This is a genomic window from Bradyrhizobium sp. SEMIA (genome assembly GCF_014844175.1).
In the GTDB taxonomy this organism is placed as follows: domain Bacteria; phylum Pseudomonadota; class Alphaproteobacteria; order Rhizobiales; family Xanthobacteraceae; genus Bradyrhizobium; species Bradyrhizobium arachidis.
Genome location: NZ_CP046601.1, coordinates 540,109 through 564,449, shown reverse-complemented (window position 1 = coordinate 564,449; position 24,341 = coordinate 540,109). Strand labels below are relative to the sequence as shown.

19 protein-coding genes and 5 pseudogenes are annotated in these 24,341 nt (G+C 65.3%); 13 read left to right on the top strand and 11 right to left on the bottom strand.

Annotated features, from left to right (window positions below; translation table 11 throughout):
* Window positions 1-6 precede the first annotated feature (6 nt).
* Window positions 7-882 carry an S-methyl-5'-thioadenosine phosphorylase gene (locus FOM02_RS02750; protein ID WP_027563244.1) on the bottom strand — a complete coding sequence of 292 codons (876 nt, stop codon included), beginning with the start codon at window positions 880-882 and terminating at the stop codon, window positions 7-9.
* 277 nt (window positions 883-1,159) lie between these two features.
* Window positions 1,160-1,432: a phosphopantetheine-binding protein gene (locus tag FOM02_RS02745; RefSeq protein WP_027563245.1), complete on the bottom strand. Its 273-nt coding sequence runs from the start codon at window positions 1,430-1,432 to the stop codon at window positions 1,160-1,162.
* 357 nt (window positions 1,433-1,789) lie between these two features.
* On the opposite strand from FOM02_RS02745, the pseudogene FOM02_RS02740 reads away from it, so the two are divergent.
* The 7 genes and pseudogenes from FOM02_RS02740 (at window position 1,790) to FOM02_RS02710 (ending at window position 11,509) form a co-directional block, all read left to right on the top strand.
* A pseudogene (locus tag FOM02_RS02740) lies at window positions 1,790-3,006 on the top strand (acyl-CoA dehydrogenase family protein).
* Between the two features lie 39 nt (window positions 3,007-3,045).
* The gene (locus FOM02_RS02735) at window positions 3,046-4,026 is read left to right on the top strand and encodes an amino acid--[acyl-carrier-protein] ligase (RefSeq protein ID WP_027563247.1); all 981 of its coding nucleotides are present in this window, start codon (window positions 3,046-3,048) and stop codon (window positions 4,024-4,026) included.
* A gap of 41 nt (window positions 4,027-4,067) precedes the next feature.
* Window positions 4,068-4,943 (top strand): hypothetical protein, encoded by an 876-nt coding sequence (locus tag FOM02_RS02730; RefSeq protein ID WP_027563248.1) that lies wholly within the window; start codon window positions 4,068-4,070, stop codon window positions 4,941-4,943.
* A gap of 348 nt (window positions 4,944-5,291) precedes the next feature.
* Complete coding sequence (locus tag FOM02_RS02725; protein ID WP_027563249.1) at window positions 5,292-8,159, top strand: PAS-domain containing protein; 2,868 nt, start codon at window positions 5,292-5,294, stop codon at window positions 8,157-8,159.
* A gap of 203 nt (window positions 8,160-8,362) precedes the next feature.
* Entirely contained in the window at window positions 8,363-9,337 is a 975-nt protein-coding gene (locus tag FOM02_RS02720; protein WP_027563250.1) for a tripartite tricarboxylate transporter substrate binding protein, read from the top strand.
* A gap of 174 nt (window positions 9,338-9,511) precedes the next feature.
* Window positions 9,512-9,997 carry a tripartite tricarboxylate transporter TctB family protein gene (locus FOM02_RS02715; RefSeq protein ID WP_027563251.1) on the top strand — a complete coding sequence of 162 codons (486 nt, stop codon included), beginning with the start codon at window positions 9,512-9,514 and terminating at the stop codon, window positions 9,995-9,997.
* Between the two features lie 3 nt (window positions 9,998-10,000).
* Window positions 10,001-11,509: a tripartite tricarboxylate transporter permease gene (locus tag FOM02_RS02710; RefSeq protein ID WP_027563252.1), complete on the top strand. Its 1,509-nt coding sequence runs from the start codon at window positions 10,001-10,003 to the stop codon at window positions 11,507-11,509.
* Between the two features lie 116 nt (window positions 11,510-11,625).
* Here the strand turns inward: FOM02_RS02710 and FOM02_RS02705 are convergent.
* Window positions 11,626-12,089, bottom strand: a pseudogene (locus FOM02_RS02705) (MarR family winged helix-turn-helix transcriptional regulator).
* A 97-nt stretch (window positions 12,090-12,186) separates the two neighbouring features.
* Between FOM02_RS02705 and FOM02_RS02700 the strand changes: the two are divergent.
* A complete protein-coding gene (locus FOM02_RS02700; RefSeq protein WP_027563254.1) occupies window positions 12,187-12,555 on the top strand; it encodes an antibiotic biosynthesis monooxygenase family protein in 369 nt (122 codons plus the stop codon).
* A 208-nt stretch (window positions 12,556-12,763) separates the two neighbouring features.
* On the opposite strand, the gene FOM02_RS02695 is transcribed toward FOM02_RS02700, so the two are convergent.
* Complete coding sequence (locus tag FOM02_RS02695) at window positions 12,764-14,458, bottom strand: bifunctional diguanylate cyclase/phosphodiesterase (protein ID WP_027563255.1); 1,695 nt, start codon at window positions 14,456-14,458, stop codon at window positions 12,764-12,766.
* A gap of 221 nt (window positions 14,459-14,679) precedes the next feature.
* Between FOM02_RS02695 and FOM02_RS02690 the strand changes: the two genes are divergently transcribed.
* Window positions 14,680-14,940 (top strand): hypothetical protein, encoded by a 261-nt coding sequence (locus FOM02_RS02690; protein WP_027563256.1) that lies wholly within the window; start codon window positions 14,680-14,682, stop codon window positions 14,938-14,940.
* Window positions 14,941-15,146: 206 nt separating this feature from the next.
* On the opposite strand, the pseudogene FOM02_RS02685 reads toward FOM02_RS02690, so the two are convergent.
* From FOM02_RS02685 to mtgA, 3 genes and pseudogenes are all read right to left on the bottom strand, one after another.
* Window positions 15,147-15,811 (bottom strand): annotated as a pseudogene (locus FOM02_RS02685) (hypothetical protein).
* A 144-nt stretch (window positions 15,812-15,955) separates the two neighbouring features.
* Window positions 15,956-16,138, bottom strand: a complete 183-nt coding sequence (gene rpmF / locus FOM02_RS02680) for a 50S ribosomal protein L32 (protein ID WP_007598106.1) — start codon at window positions 16,136-16,138, stop codon at window positions 15,956-15,958.
* A gap of 169 nt (window positions 16,139-16,307) precedes the next feature.
* The gene (gene mtgA, locus FOM02_RS02675) at window positions 16,308-16,982 is read right to left on the bottom strand and encodes a monofunctional biosynthetic peptidoglycan transglycosylase (protein WP_027563258.1); all 675 of its coding nucleotides are present in this window, start codon (window positions 16,980-16,982) and stop codon (window positions 16,308-16,310) included.
* 160 nt (window positions 16,983-17,142) lie between these two features.
* Here mtgA and FOM02_RS02670 point away from each other — a divergent pair, with 160 nt between their 5' ends.
* On the top strand, window positions 17,143-18,066 hold the full coding sequence (locus FOM02_RS02670) for a polyprenyl synthetase family protein (protein ID WP_027563259.1): 924 nt from the start codon (window positions 17,143-17,145) through the stop codon (window positions 18,064-18,066).
* A 189-nt stretch (window positions 18,067-18,255) separates the two neighbouring features.
* Entirely contained in the window at window positions 18,256-18,945 is a 690-nt protein-coding gene (locus FOM02_RS02665; protein ID WP_027563260.1) for a DUF1345 domain-containing protein, read from the top strand.
* Between the two features lie 40 nt (window positions 18,946-18,985).
* Here the strand turns inward: FOM02_RS02665 and FOM02_RS02660 are convergent.
* A pseudogene (locus FOM02_RS02660) lies at window positions 18,986-20,784 on the bottom strand (caspase family protein).
* Window positions 20,785-20,966: 182 nt separating this feature from the next.
* Window positions 20,967-21,395, bottom strand: a complete 429-nt coding sequence (locus FOM02_RS02655; RefSeq protein WP_027563262.1) for a GFA family protein — start codon at window positions 21,393-21,395, stop codon at window positions 20,967-20,969.
* Window positions 21,396-21,489: 94 nt separating this feature from the next.
* On the opposite strand from FOM02_RS02655, the gene FOM02_RS02650 reads away from it, so the two are divergent.
* Together FOM02_RS02650 and bla are read left to right on the top strand one after the other, a co-directional pair.
* Window positions 21,490-21,864: a nuclear transport factor 2 family protein gene (locus FOM02_RS02650; RefSeq protein WP_027563263.1), complete on the top strand. Its 375-nt coding sequence runs from the start codon at window positions 21,490-21,492 to the stop codon at window positions 21,862-21,864.
* Window positions 21,865-22,085: 221 nt separating this feature from the next.
* Window positions 22,086-22,955 (top strand): class A beta-lactamase, encoded by an 870-nt coding sequence (gene bla / locus FOM02_RS02645; protein ID WP_027563264.1) that lies wholly within the window; start codon window positions 22,086-22,088, stop codon window positions 22,953-22,955.
* A 75-nt stretch (window positions 22,956-23,030) separates the two neighbouring features.
* Here the strand turns inward: bla and FOM02_RS02640 are convergent.
* Window positions 23,031-23,408 (bottom strand): annotated as a pseudogene (locus tag FOM02_RS02640) (enoyl-CoA hydratase-related protein); the annotation flags it as partial.
* Window positions 23,409-23,522: 114 nt separating this feature from the next.
* Window positions 23,523-24,224, bottom strand: coding sequence for an SDR family NAD(P)-dependent oxidoreductase (locus tag FOM02_RS02635; protein WP_027562054.1), 702 nt, complete (start codon window positions 24,222-24,224; stop codon window positions 23,523-23,525).
* Window positions 24,225-24,341 lie beyond the last annotated feature (117 nt).

Below are 24,341 nucleotides of genomic sequence, written 5' to 3'. Positions count from 1 at the left end.
TGCGTCTCACCCGCGCAGGATGCGCCCGGCCACCGCATCGAGCTTCTTCAGGAGTTCGGGATCGCGCGCCTCGGGTGCGGTGATCAGCGCGGTGTCGAGCGCACGGTCCGAACCGATCGGGCACGGCTCGTGCTCGCGCGGAAAATCCTTTGCGAGCCGCGCCACCAGCGCCTTGGCCTTGTCGGCGTTCGAGTTCAGCACGCGGATGATGTCCTGCACGGTGACGGCGTCGTGATCGGGATGCCAGCAGTCGAAATCCGTCACCATCGCGACGGTGGCATAGCAGATCTCCGCCTCACGGGCGAGTTTCGCTTCCGGCATGTTGGTCATGCCGATCACGGAGTAACCGTGTGTCTTGTAGGTCATGCTCTCCGCATAGGTGGAGAATTGCGGGCCCTCCATGCAGACATAGGTGCCGCCGCGCGCGATCGCGATGCCCTCGGCTTCGGCCGCCGCTGCAAGATGGATGCGCAAGCGCGGCGAGACCGGATGCGCCATCGACACGTGCGCGACACAGCCGCGGCCGAAGAACGAGCTCTCGCGCTTGTAGGTGCGGTCGACGAACTGATCGACGAGAACGAACGTGCCGGGCGGCAGTTCCTCCCTGAAGGAACCGCAGGCCGACAGCGAGATCAGGTCAGTGACGCCGGCGCGCTTCAGCACGTCGATGTTGGCGCGATAGTTGATGTCGGAGGGCGACAACCGGTGGCCCTTGTCGTGCCGCGGCAGGAACACGATCGGCAGGCCCGCGATGGTGCCGCGCCGGAGCGGCGCCGACGGCTCGCCCCAGGGGCTCTTGATCACCTCCTCGTGCGCGCCTTCGAGGCCCGGCAAATCGTAGATGCCGGAGCCGCCGATGATGCCCAATACCGCCTGCGCCATGCCTGCTCCACCCTGTCCGCTACATACGACATGGTTAAGCTATGCCAGTTTTGCGGGGGTTTTGGAACGGGGGTGGTGGGTCGGATGCCGGTGACGTGAGGAGCGGTGGCGCGGGCCTCACACTCGATGTCGTCCCCGCGAAAGCGGGGACCCATAACCACAGGCCGTTGTTTGGCGAAGACTCGCAGTTCGGTACCGCGACCTTCAACGATCGATAGATTCCGCGGTATGGGTCCCTGCGTTCGCAGGGACGACACCGGGAGAGAGTTACGACCTATTAAGCCGCGGCCGCCAGCTTCAGCTGGGTCGCAACCATCCGCTCCAGCGTCTCGACCGACTGGAAATTCTCCGGCGTGATCTCGGCTTGCGGGATGGTGAAGTCGAACTCGGCTTCGACACCCAGCATCAGATTGACCATGTCCATCGAGGTCAGGCCGACGTCGACGAGCTTCGCCTGTGGCGCGACTTCGGCGCTGAGCGAATTCTGCGCGAGAATGCCCCTCACCAGCTTGATGATGCGATTGCGCAATTCGGTGTCGAAGGCCTGCATCGGTAAATTCCCATCTGTCATCAAAGTCGGACCGGTCGCCGGCTACGATGGGCACGGCCAGCCGATCTCGCAATGGGCGTCACCATTACTTCGGGTTTCTTAGTAAACGATGACTCAGATTGTCTGGAATTCGCCCTTCTTCCAGAACCCTAACGCGAGCTTCGAATTTCCGGCGATGCAAACAACCGGACCTTAACTGTCCATTCGGAATTGGGCTTCGTTTACCCTCTATTTCATCGACGAATTTGAATTAAATCCGTAGCCTCGTCTCACAAGCAAAGATGGTCGGGGGATCGCTCTACACGGCGTCGCGAATGATGCCGGCGATCCTGAACGGCAAACCGGAGGCGGACGAGTATGAACGTGCGTGAAGCGGTCCTCACTGTCGACGATACACAAACGAGTTTTCTCGAACAGGGTCCCTCCCTGATCGAGCGCGCTGCCCGGACCGCCGCTGCGGCGGCTGCCGACGCAGACGGCGTCGATCGCGACGCCCGCTTTCCCCATAAAGCGTTCGACGTCGCACGGGAGCAAAAACTGCTCGGCGTCATGATCCCGGTCGAGTTCGGCGGCTTCGGTGCCTCGATCCACGACGTCACCGACATCTGCTACACGCTCGGGCGCGCCTGCGCCTCGACCGCGATGATCTACGCGATGCACACGACAAAGGTCGCTTGCGTGACCAGGCACGGCCACGGCATTCCCTGGATGGAAACCATGATGCGCCGGGTCGCGCGCGACCAGTGGCTGCTCGCCTCCTCCACCACGGAAGGCCAGAACGGCGGCAACGTTCGTTCCAGCGCGGCGGCGGTGGATCACGCCGACGACACCATCTCGCTGGTGCGCGACGCCACAGTGATCTCCTACGGTGCCGAGGCCGACGGTCTCGTCACCATCGCCCGCCGCGCCACCAATGCTGCCGCTTCCGACCAGGTGCTGCTGGCGCTCGCCAAGGACGACTATTCGCTGAAGCAGACCAGGCCTGGGAAACGCTCGGCATGCGCGGCACCTGCTCCACCGGTTTCGAGCTGAAGGTCGATTGCCCCGCCGACCGCGTCTTCCCCGAGGCCTATGACAAGATCCACGCCCAGACCATGACGCCGTTCGCCCATCTGTGCTGGTCGTCGGCCTGGGCCGGCATTGCCGCCGCCGCCGTCACGCGCGCGCAGGCCTTCATCCGCAAGGCGGCCCGTTCGTCCGGCGGGCAGATGCCGCCAGCCGCCGCCCATTTCACCGCTGCGAAGATGTCGCTCGCAAAACTGCGCGCGCTGATCGCGGCCAATATCGATGCCTTTGCCCGCGCCGAGCATGACGAGCGCGCGCTCGGCTCGCTCGACTTCCAATCCTCGATCACGCTGCTCAAGGTGCAGGCCTCCGAGCTCGCGGTCGAGACCGTGATGCACGCGATGCGCACCGCCGGCCTCTCCGGCTACCGTAATGACGGCGAATTCACCATGGGCCGTCACCTGCGCGACGTGCTGTCGTCGCCGATCATGATCAACAACGACCGCATTCTGGCCAACGCCGCGACCTCGACGCTGATGAGCGGCGTGCCGGCAAGCCTTCATGACTGAAACAACAAGAACAATTTTCAGATAGCAGGACACCATCCCATGAACATTGCCGTCCTCCCCAACTCGCCCGAGACCGCGCCTGAAATTGCCGATCCGCTCGATCATCTCGCCGACAAGCTGTTCCACCGCATGGGCTCGGACGGCGTCTATGCGCGCACCGCGCTCTATGAGGGCGTCGTCGAGAAGCTCGCCGCGCTGATCACTCGGCATCGCGAGGCCGGCACCGAAGCGCTGCGCTTCCCGCCGGTGATGAGCCGGGCCCAGCTGGAGAAATCAGGCTATCTCAAGAGCTTTCCGAACCTGCTCGGCTGCGTCTGCGGCCTGCACGGCACCGAACGCGAGATCAACGCCGCGGTGAGCCGCTTCGATGCCGGCGGCGACTGGACCACCTCGCTCTCGCCGGCCGACCTCGTGCTCTCGCCCGCCGCCTGCTATCCGGTCTATCCGATCGCGGCGAGCCGCGGCCAATTGCCAAAGGGCGGCCTGCGCTTCGACGTCGCCGCCGACTGCTTCCGCCGCGAGCCGTCGAAGCATCTCGACCGGCTGCAATCGTTCCGGATGCGCGAATATGTCTGCATCGGCACGCCCGATGACGTCGCCGATTTCCGCGACCGCTGGATGGTGCGCGCGCAGAAGATCGCGACCGACCTCGGCCTGACCTTCCGTGTCGACTATGCCAGCGACCCCTTCTTCGGCCGCGTCGGCCAGATGAAGGCGGTGAGTCAGAAGCAGCAGCAGCTCAAGTTCGAGCTCTTGATCCCGCTGCGCTCGGAAGAGCAGCCGACCGCCTGCATGAGCTTCAACTATCACCGCGAACATTTCGGCACGACCTGGGGCATCCAGGACGCCAATGGCGAGCCCGCTCACACCGGCTGCGTCGCCTTCGGCATGGATCGCCTCGCCGTCGCCATGTTCCACACCCACGGCACCGACCTTTCCGCCTGGCCCGCCAAGGTGCGGGAGATCATGGGCATGCAGTCGCAGATCGCGACTGAAGCCCATGGCGAAGGCTGGCGCTAACTCAACTCACGAGGCCTCCCATTTCCACGGGCAAGACGAGCGTGATCCACACCAAGGTCCGATGCCGCGAGATCACCGAAGCCGACGTCGAGAAGGTCGCAGACCTGTTGACGCGCGGCTTTGTCGGCCGCTCGTACAATTACTGGATCCAGGGCCTGCGCCGGCAGGCCTTCCGGCCTGTGCCGGAGGGCTACCCGCGCTTCGGCTACATGCTCGACAATGACGGTACGCCGGTCGGCGTGCTGCTGCTGATCTACACGACGCGCAAGGTCGGCGAGGAGACCGCCATCCAGTGCAATTTGTCGAGCTGGTATGTCGATCCGGCCTACCGCAACTATGCGCCGCTGCTGACCAAGATCGCGCAGCGGCACAAGGACGTCACCTATCTCAACATCTCGCCGGCGCCGTGGACCTGGCCGATCATCGAGACCCAGGGTTTTCGCGCCTATTGCCGCGGCATCTTCTTTTCCGTGCCGGCGCTGACGCGCGCCCCGCGCTGGAGCAAGATCGAGGTCATCCCGCAGCACGCCAAGGCCATCGAGGGACTTTCCGCCGAGGAGACTGAGCTGTTGACGCGGCATGCGCGCTACAATTGCCTCAGCCTGGTCGTCCGCACGCCGAAGGGAACGTTCCCGTTCATCCTGCAACCAGTGCGCATCCGCCGCGGCTTCATCGCGCCGCCCGCGATGAAGCTGATCTATTGCCGCAGCGCCGCCGAATACGCCGCCTGCGCCGGCCGCATCGGCCGGCTCTTGCTGCGGCTCGGCAAGATCTCGGTCGCGGTCGATGCCAACGGCCCGATCCCCGGCCTCGCCGGCATTTATACCGAGCGGCGCGGCCGCAAATATTTCAAGGGCCCGCACCGCCCGCAGCTCGGCGACCTCACCGACACCGAGCTCGTGCTGTACGGACCGTAGGCCTCTTGTCGTCCCTGCGAACGCAGGGACCCATACCGCGGAATCTATCGGTAAACGCAAGGTCCCAGTAACGCGGCAAAGCCTCTTCACGGCCAGTCTTCGCCAAACGTCTTCCTGTGGTTATGGGTCCCTGCGTTCGCAGGGACGACAGCGGAGTTTGCTGCGCGCTCTCGGGCCAACTCTGGCTTGCAGGCACTTCCGCATTCGCGTGCCGGCACAGACCTTTCCCCATCGCCAGTCACCCTCCGTAAACTACTGCGCTTAAGGGAATTTTCCCGCCTGTTCGCTACCCTCGGCGCCCGAATTACGTTGCGTTAAGTCTATTGCCCGCCGAGACCCGCCGATCCCATGACGTCGACCCGCGACAATGAGCTTGGTGCACGCCGCGAGCAGGGCCCGGAGGCCCTGGTCGGGCTGAGCCAGCTTGCGCTCGATCACATGGAGCAGGGCGTCTGCGTCTACGATGCCGACAACCGGATCGTGCTGGTCAATCAGCGCTACCTCAGCCTGTTCGACATGTCGGCCGACATCGTGCGGGTGGGCGCGAGCTACCGCGAGGTGCTTGCGCACAGCGCGAGGCGCGGCAACTTTCCCGAGGACGAGCTCGACACGCTGTATTCGGCGCGGATCGCGCAGATCGCAGCGGGCAAGCCGTTCCGGACCGAGCAGCGGCTTGCGACCGGCCTCGTCATGTCGCTCGAGCTGAAGCCGCTTCCCGGCGGCGGCTGGATGACGATCTGCGACGACGTCAGCCGCCTTGCCCGGCTCGAAGCGGAATTGCGTGTGCAGACCGAGCGCAGCCAGCACGCGCTCGCCAACATGTCGCACGGCCTCATCATGTATGATGCCGACAGCCGCGTCGTGGTCTGCAACGAACGCTTCCTGAACCTCTACGATCTCGACCCCGAGGTCGTGAAACCGGGCGTCACGCACAGCACGGCGATCGACCATTGGCTGTCGCGCGGCAACCTGCCGGGCATGTCGGCCGGCGAATTCCATGACACCAGGCTGGAGGACGTACGCAGCAGGAAGGCGAAAACCCTGCTGGTGATGCGCTACGACGGGCGGATGGTGCAGGCGGTCTCGCGCTTCCTGCCCGACGGCGGCTGGGTGACCGTGCACGAGGACGTCACCGAGCGGCTGCAATACGAGGAGACGCTGCGGCAGCAGAATTTCATCCTTGATGCCGCGCTTGAGAACATGGCGCACGGGCTCGCCTTCTACGACAGCGACATGCGTCTGCGCGTCTGCAACACCACCTACCGCACCATCTACCGGCTGTCGCCGGAGGAGACCAGACCCGGCACGCATCTCGGCGAACTGATCGAGCGCTCGATAACGAACGGCGCGTTCTCCTCGGAATACAGCCCGCAGCAGATCCTCGAAGCCGCCCGCGCCCGGATCGCCAGCCGCGACTCCTCGCCGATGCGCCGGAGCATGTCGAACGACACCGTGATCTCGGTGCGCTATTGCGCGCTGGCCGAGGGCGGCTTCGTCGCCACCTACGAGGACATCACCGAGCGCGAGCGCGCGGTCGAGGAGCTGAGCGAGCAATACCGCCGCTTCGATGCGGCGCTGAACAACATGAGCCAGGGCCTGTGCATGCTCGATGCCAGCCTGCGCGTCATCGTGTGCAACCGCCGCTACATCGAGATGTACGGCCTCTCCCCGGACGTGGTGAAGCCCGGCGTCTCGATGCGCGAGATCATGGAGCACAGCTGCGACCTCGGCATCCATCCGAATACGACCGGGGCCACGCTCTATGCCGATTATGTCGAGCGGCTGCGGGAAGGCGAGCACACGCTGCACCGTCATTTGAGCGATGGCCGTATCATCAAGCTCAACCACAAGCGGATGGAGCATGGCGGCTGGGTCGTCACCTATGAGGACGTCACCGAGCGCCACAAGGCGCAGGCGCGCGTGGCGCACATGGCGCGGCACGATTCCCTGACTGACCTGCCCAACCGCACGCTGTTCCGCGAGAAGATGGGCGAGGGGCTGAACCAGGTCGCGATCGCCGGCGGCGCGATGGCGGTGCTCTGCTTCGACCTCGACAATTTCAAGACCGTCAACGACCGCCTCGGCCATGCCGCCGGCGATCGGCTGCTGCGCTGGGTCGCAGCGCGACTGAAGGAGAATGTCGGCGAGCACGACACCGTCGCGCGCCTCGGCGGCGACGAATTCGCCGTGCTCCAGCGCGGGCCGCAGCCGGAATCGGCCGAGAAGCTCGCCCGCCACCTGGTCGAGATCATCGGCCATCCGCCGGCGCTGGAAAGCCAGTCGATCCATGTCGGCGTCTCCGTCGGCATCGCGATCGCGCCCGATCACGGCCTGGATGCCGACGAGCTGATGAAATGCGCCGACCTCGCGCTGTACCAGGCCAAGGCCAGAGGCCGCGGCGCCTATCAGCTGTTCGAGCCCGAGATGGAGGAAGAGGCGCGCAGCCGCCACGCGCTGGAGCACGACCTGCGCGGCGCGCTGGAAGGCAACCAATTCCATTTGGTGTTCCAGCCGCAGGTGCGGCTCGACACCACCGAGCTCACCGGCTTCGAGGCGCTGCTGCGCTGGAAACATCCCTCGCGCGGCTTCGTCTCGCCCGCCGAGTTCATTCCGATCGCGGAAGAGAATGGGCTGATCGTCCCGATCGGCGAATGGGTGCTGCGCACGGCCTGCGCCACCGCCGCCTCATGGCCTGATGTCACCGTCGCGGTCAACCTGTCGCCGGTGCAGTTCCGCTCGCGCGGGCTGGTCGCGATGGTCACGAGCGCGCTGGCGGAGGCCGGCCTGCCGCCGCAGCGGCTCGAGCTCGAGGTCACCGAGACCGCCCTGCTCGACGACAGCGAGGCGACCATCGAGATCCTGCATCAGCTCCGTGCGCTGGGCGTCCGCGTCAGCCTCGACGATTTCGGCGTCGGCTATTCCTCGCTGAGTTACCTGCGCAAGTTTCCGTTCGACCGCATCAAGATCGACCGCTCCTTCGTCGGCACGCTCGGCGAAAGCCCGGAGAGCGTCGCCATCGTCCGCACCATCGCCAGCCTCGGCTCCGTGCTCGGCGTCGAGACCACGGCGGAGGGCGTCGAGACCATCGAGCAGCTCGACTTCGTCCGCGAATGCGGCTGTACCGCCGTGCAGGGATATTATTTCGGCAAGCCGTGCCCGGCAGCCGAGGTCGGACGTACCATCGAGACGCTGAACGCAGTTCGCCGCGTGGCGTAACGGCTCCGGCTCCCTCAAATTCCGCCTCTCGGCACACCTCCAAACGACGAATTGTCGCACGCCCCGTTTCCGCCGGGATAGCGGCCTCGACCGCGTGCCCGGTCCGCGCAACGCGCTTTTCTTCTCGCGTGATTTCAGGAACAATCGCCTCACAAGAACGAGAAACGGCGGTCCAGCGAGGCCGCTGCGCGGGAGGAATTTCGATGTCGCGATACGGGCTGAAGACGTTCGCCTTTGCCGCCATGCATGTTGTCGGCGCCTTGCTTGCAACTGCCGCCGGTGCGCAGGACTATCCCAGCAAACCCATCACGCTGATCGTGCCATGGCCGGCCGGCGGCTCCACCGACATCTCGATGCGCGCGATCGCCGACAGCGCCTCGAAAGTGCTGGGGCAGCCGATCGTGATCGACAACAAGGCCGGCGGCGGTGGCACGGTGGGCCCTGCGACCATGGCCGCGGCCGCCAAGCCCGACGGCTACACCATTGCGCAGATTCCGATCACCGTGTTCCGCCTGCCGCTGATGCAGGAGGTGTCGTGGGATCCGGCCAAGGACTTCACCTACATCATCCACCTCACCGGCTATACGTTCGGCGTGACCACGAACGCGGAATCGCAGTTCAAGTCCTGGAAGGACGTCGTCGACTTCGCCAAGGCCAATCCGGGCAAGGTGACCTATGCGACGCCGGGCACCGGCACCTCGCTGCATATCGGCATGGAGCAGATCGCGGCGATGTCCGGCATCAAGCTCACGCAGGTGCCGTTCAAGGGCGGCGCGGAGACCAATGCCGCCGTGCTCGGCCAGCACACCATGCTGCAGGCCGACTCCACCGGTTGGCGGCCGCTGGTCGACGCCGGCAAGCTAAAGCTGCTGATGGTGTGGACCGGCGCACGGTCGCCGAACTATCCCGATGTGCCGACGCTGAAGGAGCTCGGCTATCCCATGGTCTATGATTCCCCGTTCGGCGTTGCCGGACCGAAGGGCATGGATCCCAAGATCGTCGCCAAGCTGCACGATGCCTTCAAGAAGGCGGTCGAGGATCCCGCGGTGATCGCGACGCTCGCGAAATACGACATGGTGCCGAACTACAAGAACACCGAGGACTACAAGAAATTCGTCGTCGAGGTCACGGAGTCCGAGCGCAAGGTGATCGACAGCCTCGGGCTTGCGAAGAAGTAGGACTGAATTGCCACACATGCCGGCGTCATCCTGAGGTGCGAGCCGCGGTTGCGGCTCGCCTCGAAGGATGGATCGTGGCACCGTCGCCCTTCGAGGGCCGTTGAAGAAGCGGCCACCTCAGCGACAACGGCTTCGCCGTTGCGCAGGGGTGACGGTGATCTAGAGGTGCTTCGAATGAGCAACCAAACCAACGTCAAACTCCGCCTCAACAACTCCGAGCTCTGGGGCGGGCTGATCGGGCTTGCGCTCGGCGGCTTCGTGATCTGGCAGGGATTGAAGCTGAAGCTCGGCACCATCAACGATCCCGGCTCCGGCTATGTGCTGTTCTACACGGGCATCCTGATGTGCGTGTTCGCGGGCAGCATCATCATCGCAGCGATCACCGAGGGTGGCCCGACGCTGGCCTCGCGCTGGGAGAATGCGCGCTGGAGCAAGCCGCTGCTCGTCATCGCCTGCCTCACCGCGTTCTCCTTCGCGCTGGAGCCGCTGGGATTTCTGCTATCGTCGATCCCGCTGATGCTGCTGCTACTCCGACTGATCGATCCCGTGCGCTGGACGCTGGCGATCCCGATCGCTGTGCTGGTGCCATCAGGCATGTGGTGGGTGCTCAAGCGGCTGCTGTTGATCCAGCTGCCCTCGGGCCTGTTCGGGATCGGCTGACCCATGGATACGCTTGCCAATGTCGCGCATGGGTTCGGCGTCGCCCTGCTCCCGATCAACCTGCTCTACTGCTTCATCGGCGTCTTCATCGGTACGCTGGTCGGCGTGCTGCCCGGCATCGGGCCGATCTCGGCGATGTCGCTGCTGCTGCCGGTGACGCTGTCGGGCACGCCGGAATCCGGCATCATCATGATGGCCGGCATCTATTACGGCTCGATGTATGGGGGATCGACCACCTCGATCCTGGTCAACATCCCCGGCGAGGCCGCTTCCGTCGTCACCTGCATCGACGGTCACCAGATGGCAAAGCAGGGCCGTGCCGGTCCCGCGCTCGGCATCTCCGCTTTCGGCTCCTTCATTGCAGGCACCTTTGCGCTGATCGCCTTGATGCTCGTGGCACCAAAGCTTGCCAGCATCGCCATCGCGTTCGGCCCGGCCGAGTATTTCAGCCTGATGGTACTCGGCCTCGTGGTGCTCACCTTCCTCACCCAAGGCTCGATGCCGAAGGCACTGCTGATGGCGTGCATCGGCGTCGTGCTCGGACTGATCGGTCTCGACAGCATCACGGCGCAGCCGCGCCTCACCTTCGGCCGCATGGAGCTGATCGACGGCATCGGCCTCGTGCCCGTGGTGATGGGCCTGTTCGGCGTCGCCGAGGTGCTGCTCAACACCGAGCAGGCGATCAAGCGCGACATCATCAACGCCAAGATCACGCAGCTGTTGCCCAACAAGGCCGATTGGCAGGCGAGCACCGGCCCCGTCGCGCGCGGCACGCTGCTCGGCTTCCTGCTCGGCATTCTCCCGGGCGGCGGCGCGGTGGTCGCTTCGTTTGCCTCCTACGCGCTGGAGAAACGGCTGTCGAAAACGCCTGAGCGGTTCGGCCACGGCGCGATCGAGGGCGTCGCGGGTCCGGAATCGGCCAACAACGCGGCGGCCGGCGGCGCGTTCATTCCGCTGATGACGCTCGGCATCCCGCCGAACGTGGTGATGGCGCTGCTGCTCGGGGCCTTCGTCATCCACGGCCTGCAGCCGGGGCCGCTGCTGATCACGCAAAACCCCGGCCTGTTCTGGGGCATCGTGGCCAGCATGTATATCGGCAACGTCATGCTGCTGATCCTGAACCTGCCGATGATCGGCATGTGGGTGCAGCTCCTGAAGCTGCCCTACAACATCCTGTTCCCGCTGATCATCCTGTTCACGATCCTCGGCGTCTACTGCTCCAGCAACAACGTGTTCGACGTCTATGTGATGATCGCGTTCGGCATCATCGGCTATTTCATGCGCAAGCTCGGCTACGAGCCGGCGCCGCTGGTGCTCGCCTTCGTGCTCGGGCCGATGCTGGAGAACAATCTGCGCAAGTCGCTGATCCTGTCGCAGGGCGATCTCTTGACCTTCGTGCAGCGGCCGATCTCGGCGGCCTGCCTCGTGCTGGCGCTGATCCTGTTGATCGCGCCATTGCTGCCATCGCTGCGCAAGAAGCGCGAGCTGGTGGCGCTGGATGAAGGGGTATAAAGGTTTCGTAGGGTGGGCAAGGGCGCGCACGCGCCGTGCCCACCATCTCTCTATGGTGGGCACGCTACGCTTTGCCCACCCTACGGCGCCTGCGCAAGGAGCGCGGTACGGCGCGATCACCCCTCGCCGCTTCCCTCCAGCCGGTCGCGCAGGGCGCCGATCACGCGATGGGCCGTCTCGATCTCCTTCACCGACAATCCATCCGACAGGCCATTGACCCACGGGACCTGCAAGCGGCCGGCGGCATCGTAGATCTGCCTGCCCTTGTCGGTGAGCACCACGAGCTGCGCCCGGCGATGATGCGGGTTGTCTCGAATACGACGAGACCGTCCCGCTCCAGATCGTTGACGATGCGCTGCACGTTCTGGCGATTGGCGCCGAGATTGCGCGCCAGCCAGGCGACCGGCTCAGGCCGCTCGGCATCGACGATCGCCCCGAGAATCTGCCAGCGCGCGCTGGTGAGGCCGAGCGAGGCGACCAGCCGGTCACCTGCGGTCAGGAGCAGGCCGTTGGCCCGGAACAGGTCGAGGATCAGGCCGGTCAGGGCATCGCCTGCCGGGCTCCGCTTGGTCCTGGTCATTTGTAATGATTGCTCCGTATTGACATCATCATGTCAAACTCATATGTCATATCTTGTCGAATTGACATGATAGTACCAAGCTAGACGGAGTGATGCCATGCCCCAGATGCGCCCTCTCGACCCCGCCTTCCCGATCGACCGCCAGATCGCGCTCGATGCCGGCCCCGTGGTGCTGGTCAATCTGTTCACGCTCGATGCCGCGGATGAGCAGAGCTTCCTGACGAGCTGGCAGGACGATGCCGCCTTCATGAAGCGCCAGCCGGGTTTCATCTCGACCCAGCTCCACCGCGCCGTCGGCGACAATCCGACCTATCTCAATTACGCAGTGTGGGAATCCAACGCGCATTTCCGCGCGGCGTTCACCCACCCGGAATTCCGCGCCAAGATCGCGGACTACCCGGCGTCGGCCGTGGCCAGCCCGCATCTGTTCCAGAAGGTCGCGGTAGCGGGGATTTGCGTGGCGTAGCCTGCCACGTCGTCATTGCTACGCTCGCAACGACGTAGGCGAGAGCGGCCCAAAGGCGCAATCGTAGGGTGGGCAAAGGCGCGCTTGCGCCGTGCCCACCATCTCGCCACGAATGCAACAGAAGTCGTGGGCACGCTTCCGCCTTCGCTCTTCGAGCTACGGCGGACAAGTCGCTTTGCCTACCCTACGGCATCTCAACTACGGCATCTCAGCTTGCCGCAGGCAGCGCGCTGTCCGGCGGTGCACCCCATGGGCGGTCGGCTGAGGCGAGGCCGATCAGGCGGCCCTGGATGTAGTCGCAGCCCCAATCGCCCAGCATGTTGGCGGCTTCCTCGTCCTGCACCCATTCGGCGACGGTCTTGATGTCGAGACGGCGGGCGAGGTCGATCAGGGTCTGCACGAAGGCGCGGTCGTCGGCGGAATGGGTGATGTTCTGCACGAAGGCGCCGTCGATTTTCACGATATCGACGCCGAGCTTGCGCAGGTTGCGGAACGAGGTGTAGCCGGCGCCGAAATCGTCGATGGCGATTCGGCTGCCGAAATGCTTGAGCCGGCCGACGAAAGCGCGGACGTCGTCGATGTCCTGGATCGCGACCGTCTCGGTGATCTCGACGATCAGCCGCTCGGCGACGCCGGGATGGGCACGCATCAACGATTCGATTCCGGCCCACCAGTCCGGATCCATCGTGGTATCGGGCGAGATGTTGAGGCTGAGCCGAATATCCGGCGCAGCCGCGAGCTCGGCGACCACGAGCTCGAGCACGCGGTGATCGACCAGGCGGATCAGGCCGAGCCGTTCCGCCACCGGCACGATATCAGGCGCGAGCAGCACCTGGCCGTCGCCCTGATCCATCCGCACCAGGCATTCGTGGAACGCGCGCTCGCGCGAGGTCGCCGCAACCACCGGCTCATAGGCGAGCCTGATCCGACGCTCGTTCAGCGCGGTCACGATCTCGTCGGTGACGCGGATGTTGACGCGGCGCTGCGCGTCGCGCGCGGCATCCGGACGCCACGCCGCGAATGAGCCGGCGCGGCGGCGCTTGGCGGCATCCAGCGTCTCATGGGCGCGGTTGACCGCCTCGTCGGTGTTGCGGGCATAACGCGGCAGGCTGACCGCGCCGATCGAGGCCGTGATCGAGACCGGACCGGATTTGGTCGGCACCACCTCGTCGCGAATGCCGGCAAGGAAACGCTCGGCGGCGACGTTCATGTCGTCGACGGTGCAGTTCTTCAGGATCAGGCCGAACTTGTTGCCGGAGAAGCGCCCGAGCACATCGCCGCCGCGCAGCCGCGCGCGGATGCGCTTGGCGACATCGAGGATCACGGCGTCGGCGACGTCGAAGCCGAAGGCGTCGTTGACGCGGGCGAGATGATCGATGCCCACCAGCATGAAGGCGGCGGTCGAGCGGAAGCGGGTCGTCTCCTCGATCGACTCGGCCAGCGCCGCGATCAGATGCGAGCGGTTCAACTCGCCGGTCAGCGGATCGAGCCGAGCGAGCCTCGTCAGCTCCTCGTCGCGGGCGTGACGCTCATTGTTGATGCGGACGGAGCCGATCGCGCGCGTGGGGCGGCCATCGGGGCCGGCGAACCAGCGGCCGGTCTCCTCGATCCAGACCACGGGATCGGCGGCGCTCATGCGCACACCATACTCGACCCGGTAGGGCGTGCCGTCGGCGCCATGCACCGCGGAGGTCTGGGTCAGCGAGGCGGTCCGCAGCGACTGCGAAGGCTCGATCAACTTGGCGAATTCAGCGCCGGTGGCGAGCCGCTCAGTGGGGATACCGGGGAAGACCGCGCCGACTTGGTCGCCCCAGGCAATGGCGTCACTGGCGATGTCCCAGGCGAACACGGCTTGGCCAAGCGCGGCCAGGATGTCGGAGGCTTGCGGCAATGCGGGGATCAAAATCGCCTCATTTCGGGACAACAGGGGAGTCCGGAGCCAGCACAGGATAGAGCCAGATTCGCCCCCGACCCTAGGCAAAGTTGATAAACAATTTGGAAACCACGTTTCTGCGCGCGGCGGAACCAAATCGGCCCGCGCGGCATAGGCCTTGCGAGTACTGACTCGCACCCGGCGCCAGCGTCCCGAAACGCGACATCTTCGCCGGATCAACGGTGATTGCGATGTTGGGTACTGATCGATCGAACGTGGTGGAAGCCGGCACGGGCACGGCCCTGGTGACGGTTGTGCCCACGCTTGCGTGGGTCCACAAGGCGCCGCTGCCGCGCCCCGATCCGAGCTTCGTCACTCAGCTGATCGCCAATGCCGAGCACCTGCCCCAGACCACACGGCTGCGCCGCGGCTCCTCTGAAGACGCGCGGATGGCTTACGGCAGCAAGCACCCGCTCGGAAGCGTCGCCGCACGCACGCGGCAGGTGGCTTGAGATTCATTTGAAGTGAGACGGCGCTTCTTACCTCTCCCCGCTTGCGGGGAGAGGTCGGATCGCTCTTGCGATCCGGGTGAGGGGCTACAGGTCCCCACGGCTATCTCATCCTTGGAGAGAGGCCCCTCACCCCAACCCTCTCCCCGTAAGAACGGGGCGAGGGAGCACACTGTCGCCGCGGTGCGATGCGAGCAAATCCAGAGAAATCAGCGCGGCGCGTCGGGGGACGACGGCGTGCCGTTGCCCGGCTGCAGATGCGGCGAGGGGATTTCCGGCGAGGGCGGGGTCACCGGCTTCGGCGCGGGATGATCCATCAGCACGGACTCGGCGACCGACTGCGCCGAGGGGCGGGGGGCGGCACGACAGGCGCGGGCTTCGTGGCGCGGGCGCCGGCTCCGAACTTGGGCTCGGACAATTTGGGCTCGGACGGGGGTTCGTCCGCCGGCGCTTCAGCCTGACGCTTGGCCTTACGCGGCGCCGGCACCGTCTCGGCGACATAGGCGACGCGGCGGCGCGTGCGCTGGGCGATGCCGCCGAAGAAATCGGCCATCGCGAGCAGCACCAGCAGGAAAAAAGTGGAGTTGCCGAACTTGGGCCACATCACGAATTCGGCCGCGGCCGCGCCGAACACGATCAGCGACAGCAGATGATCCATCACGAATTTCGAGCCGGGCCGCGCGCCTTTGACCACCTCGAGCAGCAGCAGCACCACGCCGAGCGCGAGCAGGAGATCGGCCAGCGTCACCGGCCAGGTCTCGCCCGTGATCATCGGCACCTTGAACAGCACGTCCGTGAAGGACACGCTCGGCATCAGGAAGGCGATGATGTTGTAGACCGCGAGCGGAATCAGGAGCAGCGGGAAACCGACCATCGGCGAAATGCCTTCTCGATCAAGATATCCAGACAGGACAATGCGGCGGCGAAGCATTGGCTCCGCCGCCGTCACTGTCATATCTCATGGGTTGGCCGAAATCAGGCAGGTCAAATCGTCCTGCCCCAAGAAAGGTCCTGAAACTCAGGACTCTTTCTTCTTCAGGACCTGACGGCCCTTGTACATGCCGGTCTTGAGGTCGAGATGGTGCGGACGACGGAGCTCGCCGGAGTCCTTGTCTTCCACATAGGTCGGCTTCTTGATGGCGTCTGCCGAGCGGCGCATGCCACGGCGCGACGGCGAGGTTTTTCTTCTCGGAACGGCCATTTCAATATCCTCTAGGGATTGGTGTCATCAGGGCATCGTCCGCGAGGGGACGGCTCAGCACCCGCAATACGAGGCGAGCTGAATGCCGATCAAGGCCGCGCTTATAGAGGAAGGCTGGCCGTAAAGCTAGGCTCTTGGGCCGGAAAATATGCCCCAAATGGGCCCGAAATCAGCGATTTTCCCGCCAGCAGGTCACAAGCGAGGTCGCCTGCCCCCTCGCCATATAGGTCGCCGCCAGCCGCCGGACACCCGGGCCGGGGGTCCGGGCGCTGCGTTTGACCGGGTTCGGCAGGATCGAGGCCAGAAGCGCGGCCTCCCGAGGGGAGAGGTTCTCGGCCGATTTGCCGAAGGCATAGGCGCTGGCCGCCTCCACCCCGAACTGGCCCTGGGGGCCGAGTTCGGCGATGTTGAGGTAAATTTCCAGGATCCGCGCCTTGGGCAGGACGAGGTCGATCCACAGCGCCAGCGGGAATTCCAGCGCCTTGCGGACGAAATCCCGGCCCTGCCAGAGGAACAGGTTCTTCGCCACCTGCTGGGTGATGGTGGAGGCGCCCCGGAAAGCGGTGCCGTCCTCCCTGGCGTCGTCGATGGCCTCGCGCAGCGCGCCCCAATCGATGCCGTGATGCTTGCAGAAATGGGCGTCCTCGGCCGCCACCACTGCGCGCGGCAGATAGGGCGACATATCAGCCAGATCGATCCACTCCCGCTGCATCGGCGCGCCGCGCAAGCTGCGCCAGGCCATCAGCGTCGAAACCGGATGGCCAATGCGGTAGAACGGCGTGATCACATAGGGCATGAGAACCACGATCGCGAGCAGCGCCAGCAGGATTTTAACGATGCGCAAATCGACCTTTCCGGCGGAAAACGAAACGCGGCCACGAGCCCGGCATTAAGTCTGTGATAATTCGGGCCTTTTCCAGCACTTTTTACGCCTTCCAAACGATTGACTGGGGCTGGCGCATAAAGGATTGTCCGGCCGAATTTTAGTTCTGGAGCCCTTCTTGATGACCGGCACGTCCCCGTCCGATTTCGCCAAACGTCTGGACAAGACCGCTGATGATACCGAGGCCCTGCTCGGGCGCCTGCTGTCGGACGACATCCTGCACGATGAGATCGCCCGGCCCAAGCGACTGATGGACGCAATGCGCTATTCGAGCCTCAACGGCGGCAAGCGCCTGCGGCCGTTCCTGGTGGTCGAGAGCGCGGCCGTGTTCGGCGTGCCCCGCGAAGCGGCGCTGCTCGCCGGCGCCGCGCTCGAATGCATCCATTGCTATTCGCTGATCCATGACGACCTGCCGGCGATGGACAATTCGGACCTGCGCCGCGGCCGCCCCACCCTGCACAAGAAGACCGATGACGCCACCGCGATCCTCGCTGGCGACGGGCTCCTGACGCTCGCCTTCGACATCATCACCCGCGACGAGATCCATCGCGACGCCAATGTGCGCCTGCTGCTAACGCGCGCGCTGGCGCGCTGCGCCGGCATCGGCGGCATGGTCGGCGGCCAGATCCTCGATCTCGCCGGCGAAGGCCGCTTTGGCGGCAACGAGCCGATCGATGTCGCCCGCATTCAGCAGATGAAGACCGGCGCGCTGCTGCGTTACGGCTGCATCGCCGGCGCGATCCTCGGCCAGGCCTCGCAGAAGGAATATCAGGCGCTCGACGATTACGGCCGCGCGCTCGGCGAAGCCTTCCAGATCGCCGACGACCTGCTCGACGTCGAAGGCGATGCGGCTGCGCTCGGCAAGCCGGCCGGTGCCGATGCCGCGCTCGGCAAGACCACCTTCGTCACCCAGCTCGGCATCGAAGGCGCCAAGCAGCGCGTGCGCGACCTGCTCGCGCGCGCCGACAGCGCGGTGTCGATCTTCGGCGATCGCGCCGCCGTGCTGCAGGCCGCCGCGCGGTTTGTGGCCGAACGGAAGAGCTAAGGTTGGGTTTTCACCTCTCCCGCTTGCGGGAGAGGTCGGATCGCGACAGCCGGATCCGGGCGAGCTCTCTCCTCTTGGGGGGTCTCGCTTGTGGAGACACCCTCTCCCCACCCCTCCCTCGCAAGCGGGAGAGGAAGCGCACCGGCGATGCGGCGACAAGGCGAGTTGATCGAGACGGTCGAAGTCGAAATGGCCACTGACAAGGAAGATCCCGTCCTCGTTCACTTCCGCCAGATGTCGCGGCCGGTGCGGCTGATCTATGCGCGGCCGCGGACCTTCATCTCGCTTGGCGTCGGCATTCTCGTCTGCCTGCTATTGCCGGGTTCGCACCGGCTGGTGACGCGGCTGTTGTTCGGCTGGGATGCCCTGATCGCGGTCTATCTCGTGCTGGTTTACACGATGATGCTCTGCAACGATCACCTGCACATCCGCCGCGCGGCTGCGATGCAGGACGACGGTCGCTTCGTGATCCTGCTGGTGACGGCGATCGGCGCCTTCGCCAGCATTGCCGCAATCGTCTCAGAACTCGGCACGCCGCAGCGCGGCGCCGCCGAGCTGACCGTCGCGATCAGCACCATCGCGCTGTCATGGGCCGCCGTGCACACGACCTTCGCGCTGCATTACGCCCATGATTACTATCGGAACGCCAAGCCGGGCGGTCTGCAGTTTCCGAGCGGCGACAAGGACGTCCACGCCGACTATTGGGACTTCGTCTATTTTTCCTTCGTCATCGGCATGACCGCGCAGGTCTCCGACGTCGGCATCACCGACAAGACCATCCGCCGCACCGCCACCGCGCATGGCATCGTGTCATTCATCTACAACACGGCCTTGCTGGCGCTGACGGTGAACATCGCGGCGAGCGCGATCTCGAACTGATCTGTCATCCCGACGTTCGCCGGGACGACCCAGAGCAGTGTCAGTAGCACACCTCGGCATTGGCATCGTTGCCGGGGCCGCCGCCGCCGCGATATTCGAGGTGGCAGCCGCGGTTGACCGGACGGCATCCGCCGCTGTTGCAGAAGACTTGCCCGCCACCCGAGCGACGGCCGGCGCGGCGCGGCAGCGACTGCCGGCAGCATCCGCACCGCCGGCCTGGCGACGCTGCCGGGCTGGACGCTCATCGCCGTCGTCGCGCTTGGCCGTTGCAGGCTTGGCCGGCTTGGCGGCACGCTGCTTCTCGCATTCGTTGTCGTCGTTGACCGCATAGCCCTCGCGGCAGACGATCTTGGTGCATTTGTCGCCGTCGGCCTTGAAGCCGTGCTCGCAAACCAGCGGGCAGACGCGCGACTGCTTGGCCTTGACGGTACCGAGCGCATCGGTGCTCGCCACCTTCACGTCGAGCTTGGTGCCGGCGTAACGGTTGAACTGCGACAGCGACCGCTGCGAGGACGTATTCCAGTTGCCATCGGCCTGTCCGGAGAAGCAGCCGACGCGGCCGAGTTCGGTCTGCACCGAGCGGGTGAGATCGGCTGGCGTCGCCGCCGGCGTCAGCGAGGCGACATTGGTGCCGGTCGGGCTCGCCGTGCTGGCCGGCGCAGTGTTAGGTGCCGCGACGGCGAGATTGACGCGCTGCTGCTCGGCGGCAGCCGCCTGTTGCTGTGCCTGCTCCTTGGCCTTCTGCGCAGCGAACTGCGCCTGCTCGGCGGCCTTGGCGTCAGCCGCGGCCTTGGCCTGCGCCTCCTTCTGCGCGCCAAGCGCGGCGAGACGATCGCGCTCGGCCTCGGCCTGCTTCGCCTTCTCGGTCGCCGCGGCATGCGCCTGCTCGGCGCCGATTTTCTCGAGCTGCAGCTTGGCAAGGTTCGCATAGAAGCCATCGGGATGCTGGGCGAGAAACGCTTCCCATGCCGCCCTGTTGCCGACCTGGAGTGAGAGCTCATAGTCGCGGCGGATATCGGCTTGCGGATTCGCCACGGGCGCCGTGGGCGCCGCGGCCACCGCCTTGACCGGCACCAGCGGCACGTCCTCGCCGCCGAGCGAGCCGTACACGAACGGCTCCTGCTTGTTGCCGGTCGATTTGAGCACGTCGTCGCGCACGAAGCCGAAGGCGCGGCGGACGTCGAGGCCCGGCGTCGTCAGATGCTTCGACAGCGCCACCGTGAACGGGCTGTTGGCGCCATCGCCGTCCTGCGCGGTGAAACCGGCCTTGGCCGAATAGGCGATCAGCGTGTTGGGGCTGGTCGGCTCGACCTGGGCGAGGCCACGGCCGATGCCGCGCGTCGCGATCGTGCGCTTCATGGTCTTGCCGAACGGATTGTCGCGGCAGGCATCCAGGATCACCAGGCGCAGCTGCTTGGCGGGCTCGACCGCGACCAGGACACGGTCGAGCGACAGCGCCTCGTCGTACACGTCGGTGTCGCGCTCGAGCTTGGCGTCGACAGGGATCAGATAATTCGAGCCTTCGACCTCGATGCCGTGGCCGGCATAATAGACCACGGCGATGTCGGCATCGCGGGTCGCATCCGCAAAGTCGCGCAGCACGCGGCGCGTGTCGAGCGCCGAGAGATCGTGCCTGGACTCGACAACGTCGAATCCGGCTTCCTTCAGCGTCTTCGCCATCACCGAACCGTCACTGACGGGGTTCGCCAGCGAGGGCGCGTGCTGATAGGCCGAGTTGGCGAGCACCAGCGCGACGCGCTTTCCGGCAAAAGCGGGCCCGGCGCCGAACAGTAGCGCGGCGGCGAGCAGAAGCGGGCAAAGTCTGAGCAGATTGCGCATGACACGACTTCCGAAGTTCAGAGGCAGTTCGAGCCCCTTTGGGACCGCTTTAGCAGGACCCGCTGCGGCCGCTTGTGATCGAGGTCACGAAGGCGGCGCCGGCAGTGGGCCGAAAGACCCTTTATGTTTGTCGCGCCAGCGCGGTCGGGGTTCGCCGACAAAGGCCCGCTGGCCCGGTTCCCCTAGGTATCCCCGACGTGCCCCCGATACTGCGGCAGATTGTCCGTAATCTCGTGCCAGGGCGCCTTCGACCCCACGAAGATGTGGGCGGTCGGCCTGATCGAGGGAGCATCGACCAGGGTTCCCATGGCGACATGAACCCATTTCCCCTCGCGCACCCGGGAATAAAGCAGCGAGCCGCAGCACGCGCAGTGGGCGTCATGGGTCAAGTCATCGCCGTAGATCAGGCGCTGGTCCGCGCCTTGGACAAGGCGGAGCTTGTGCTGCTCGATCCCGGCGAACGGCTTGAAGGCCGAACCGGTGGTGCGGCGGCAATTCGAGCAGTGGCAGTTCATCGCATAGGAGAACGCATCCGCCACCTCGAAGCGCACGCTGCGGCAATAGCATTCGCCGGTGAGGATACGAGCGTTCGAATTTTCTGATCCGGTCATGACAATGTCTTCGCGCAAATGGCTGACACACCCATAGCGCATTCTGATGTGTACGACTAAGTTCCTCGCAAGACATCATGCAAAAGGATGACCCATGAGCCAGAACCGTGCGAGCGTCGAAGCCGTCGTGCAATCCTATTTCGACGGGCTCTATGAGGGTGACGCCGAAAAGCTCGGCGCCATCTTCCATCCCTCCGCCGATTTGCGCTGGGTCGAGAAGGGCGAATTGCAGGTGCTGACCGTGCCGGACTGGCTCGACCGCGTGCGCAAGCGCCCTTCCGGCAAGGCCGAAGGCAAGCCGCGTGAGGATTTCATCGTCACCATCGACCGCTCCGACGACAAAACCGCCTTCATCAAGGTCCGCTGCCAGCTGCCGCCGCGCTACTTCACGGACTATCTGGTGGCGATGAAGCTCGCCGACGGCTGGCAGATCGTGTCGAAATCGTATCGGTATGATTTGAGAGAGTGAGGTTAGATGCGCCCCCTTTCCCCGTTCTTACGGGGAGAGGGTTGGGGTGAGGGGCTGCTTCCGCGAACGCAGTGACAGTTGCGCTCGCGGAGAGTGCCCCTCGCCCCGCAAGCGGGGTGAGGCTAAGAAAACGCCCTCGCGCCACACATTCGTCTTTTCGATGGATGAATGCGGAGTTCGTTCGCATAACCCCCGCTCGCACTTCCATTTGAAAGTCCCCCATGCCTCTCGACCGCCGCTCCCTGCTCGCCTCGCTGTGCTGGATCGCCGCCTCTCCTGCGTTCGCCGCGGAGGCGCCGTCTGAGCTCGAATCCTACGAGCGCGAGAGCGGCGGGCGGATCGGGCTTTACGCCGAGAACCTCGCGACCGGCGCCAGGCTCGCCTGGCGCGCCGACGAGAGATTCGTGATGTGCTCGACGTTCAAGGCCTCGCTGGCGGCCTGCGTGCTGGCGCGTGTCGATCGTGGCGACGAGCAGCTTGCGGCGATGATCCCTTACGGCCAGGCCGACCTGCTCGACTACGCGCCGGTCGCCAAGCAAAATCTCGCCGCCGGCAAGATGTCGGTCACTGACATGTGCAAGGCGATCGTCGAACTCAGTGACAACACCTGCGCCAATCTGCTGCTGGCGCGGGTCGGCGGGCCAGCCGCACTCACCGCGTTCTGGCGATCACTCGGCGATGCCACTTCGCGGCTCGACCACAATGAGCCCGAGCTCAATCGCTCGCCGCCCGGCGATCCCCGGGACACCACGACGCCGGCGGCGATGGCCGGCAATCTGAAGCGGCTGATAGTGGGCGAGGCGCTGTCGCCGGCCTCACGCGCGCAGCTCACCGAGTGGATGGTGAACTGCAAGACCGGCGCGAACCGGCTGCGCGGCGGCCTGCCCGCGGGCTGGAAGATCGGCGACAAGACCGGCAACAACGGCAGGGACGCATCCGGCGATATCGCGGTCGTCTGGCCCAAGCCTGACAACAAGCCTGATGCACCGATCCTGATCACGGCCTATACCCAGGGCGGCACGCCGAACGCCGCCCAAATCGAAGCCGCGTTTGCACGCATCGGACGTATGGTGGCCGAACGGCTGGGGTGAGGCGTTGACCTTGCGATTGCTTCCGGGCCAAGACAGGCCATGATCGCAGCGAAGTTCCAGACCTTTCTCATCCTCGGCGCCGACGCGGGCCGGGCAGGCGGCGATGGTCGGCTTGCGCACCGACACCAGCGCACCGGTGAGCAGCCGCTGCCGCTCCTGGAGATCGGCAACCTTGTCGTCGAACGACATTTCGAGCTTCTTCGGATCGCGATGCGCGCCCATGCCCTTGACGTTGCCGCCGGCGCAGAACGCCTCGCCCGCGCCGGTGAGCAGCAGCGCGCCGACGTCAGGGCTTTCGCCACAGGTCCGGATCATCGTGCGCAGCGCCGGCGTCAGCGTGTCCGACAGCGAATTGCGCGCATCCGGCCGGTTCAGCGTGATTACGGCGACGCGGTCGCGGATGACGCAGAGGAGTTCATTGGTGCCGGTGTCGATGGTGGTTTCGCTGCTCATTGTTCCTCCCTGCTCTCGTAGGGTGGGCAAAGCGCAGCGTGCCCACCATTGGTTCTTAAGTTCGAGATCGTGGGCACGGCGCTATGCGCCTTTGCCCACCCTACGGCAGCTTCTTCAAAACTTCTCCACCCAGGGCCGCAGCTCGATCTCCCAGCTCCAGGCGCTGCGCGGTTGCTGCAGCACGCTCCAATAGCTCTCCGCGATCGCATCGGGATCGAGCAGCGAATCCGGCTTGTCGGCCGGCTCGGCGTGCGCTGCACTCCTGATGCCGCCGTCGATGACGAAATGCGCGATGTGGATGCCCTGCGGCGACAATTCGCGCGCCATGCTCTGCGCGAGGCCGCGCAGCGCGAACTTGCCCATCGCGAACGGCGCCGACTGCGCATAGCCCTTGACGCTGGCGGACGCGCCCGTGAACAGGATCGCGCCGTGCTTGTTCGGCAGCATGCGTTTTGCCGCCTGCTGCGCCACCAGGAAGCCGCCATAGGCGCTGACCGCGATCGCGTTCGCGACCTCGGCCGGCACGAGGTCGACGAACGGACCGCGCGAGCGGCCAGAGGCATTGTAGACGACGAGGTCGGGCGTGCCGATCTCGCGTTCGACGAGGCCAAACAGGCGCTCGACCTCGTCGGGCTCGGTCGCGTTGCAGGCATAGGCCTTCGCGCCGGTCTCGGTGCAAAGCGCGCCCAGCTTCTCGACCTTGCGCGCGGCCAGCGCGACGCGAATGCCTTGCGCGGAGAGCAGGCGCGCCAGAGAGGCGCTCAAGCCTTCGCCGGCACCGACGATGAGGGCGATCTTGTATTTCGGATGTTCCATGGGTTGATCTCTCGGAGACGGGGTGCCGCTGATCTATGCATGGTCCACGCGGACAACCAGCCGGGTCAATCACAATTCCGCAGAGCGAATTGCTCCTTCACGGCGATCATGCCTCCC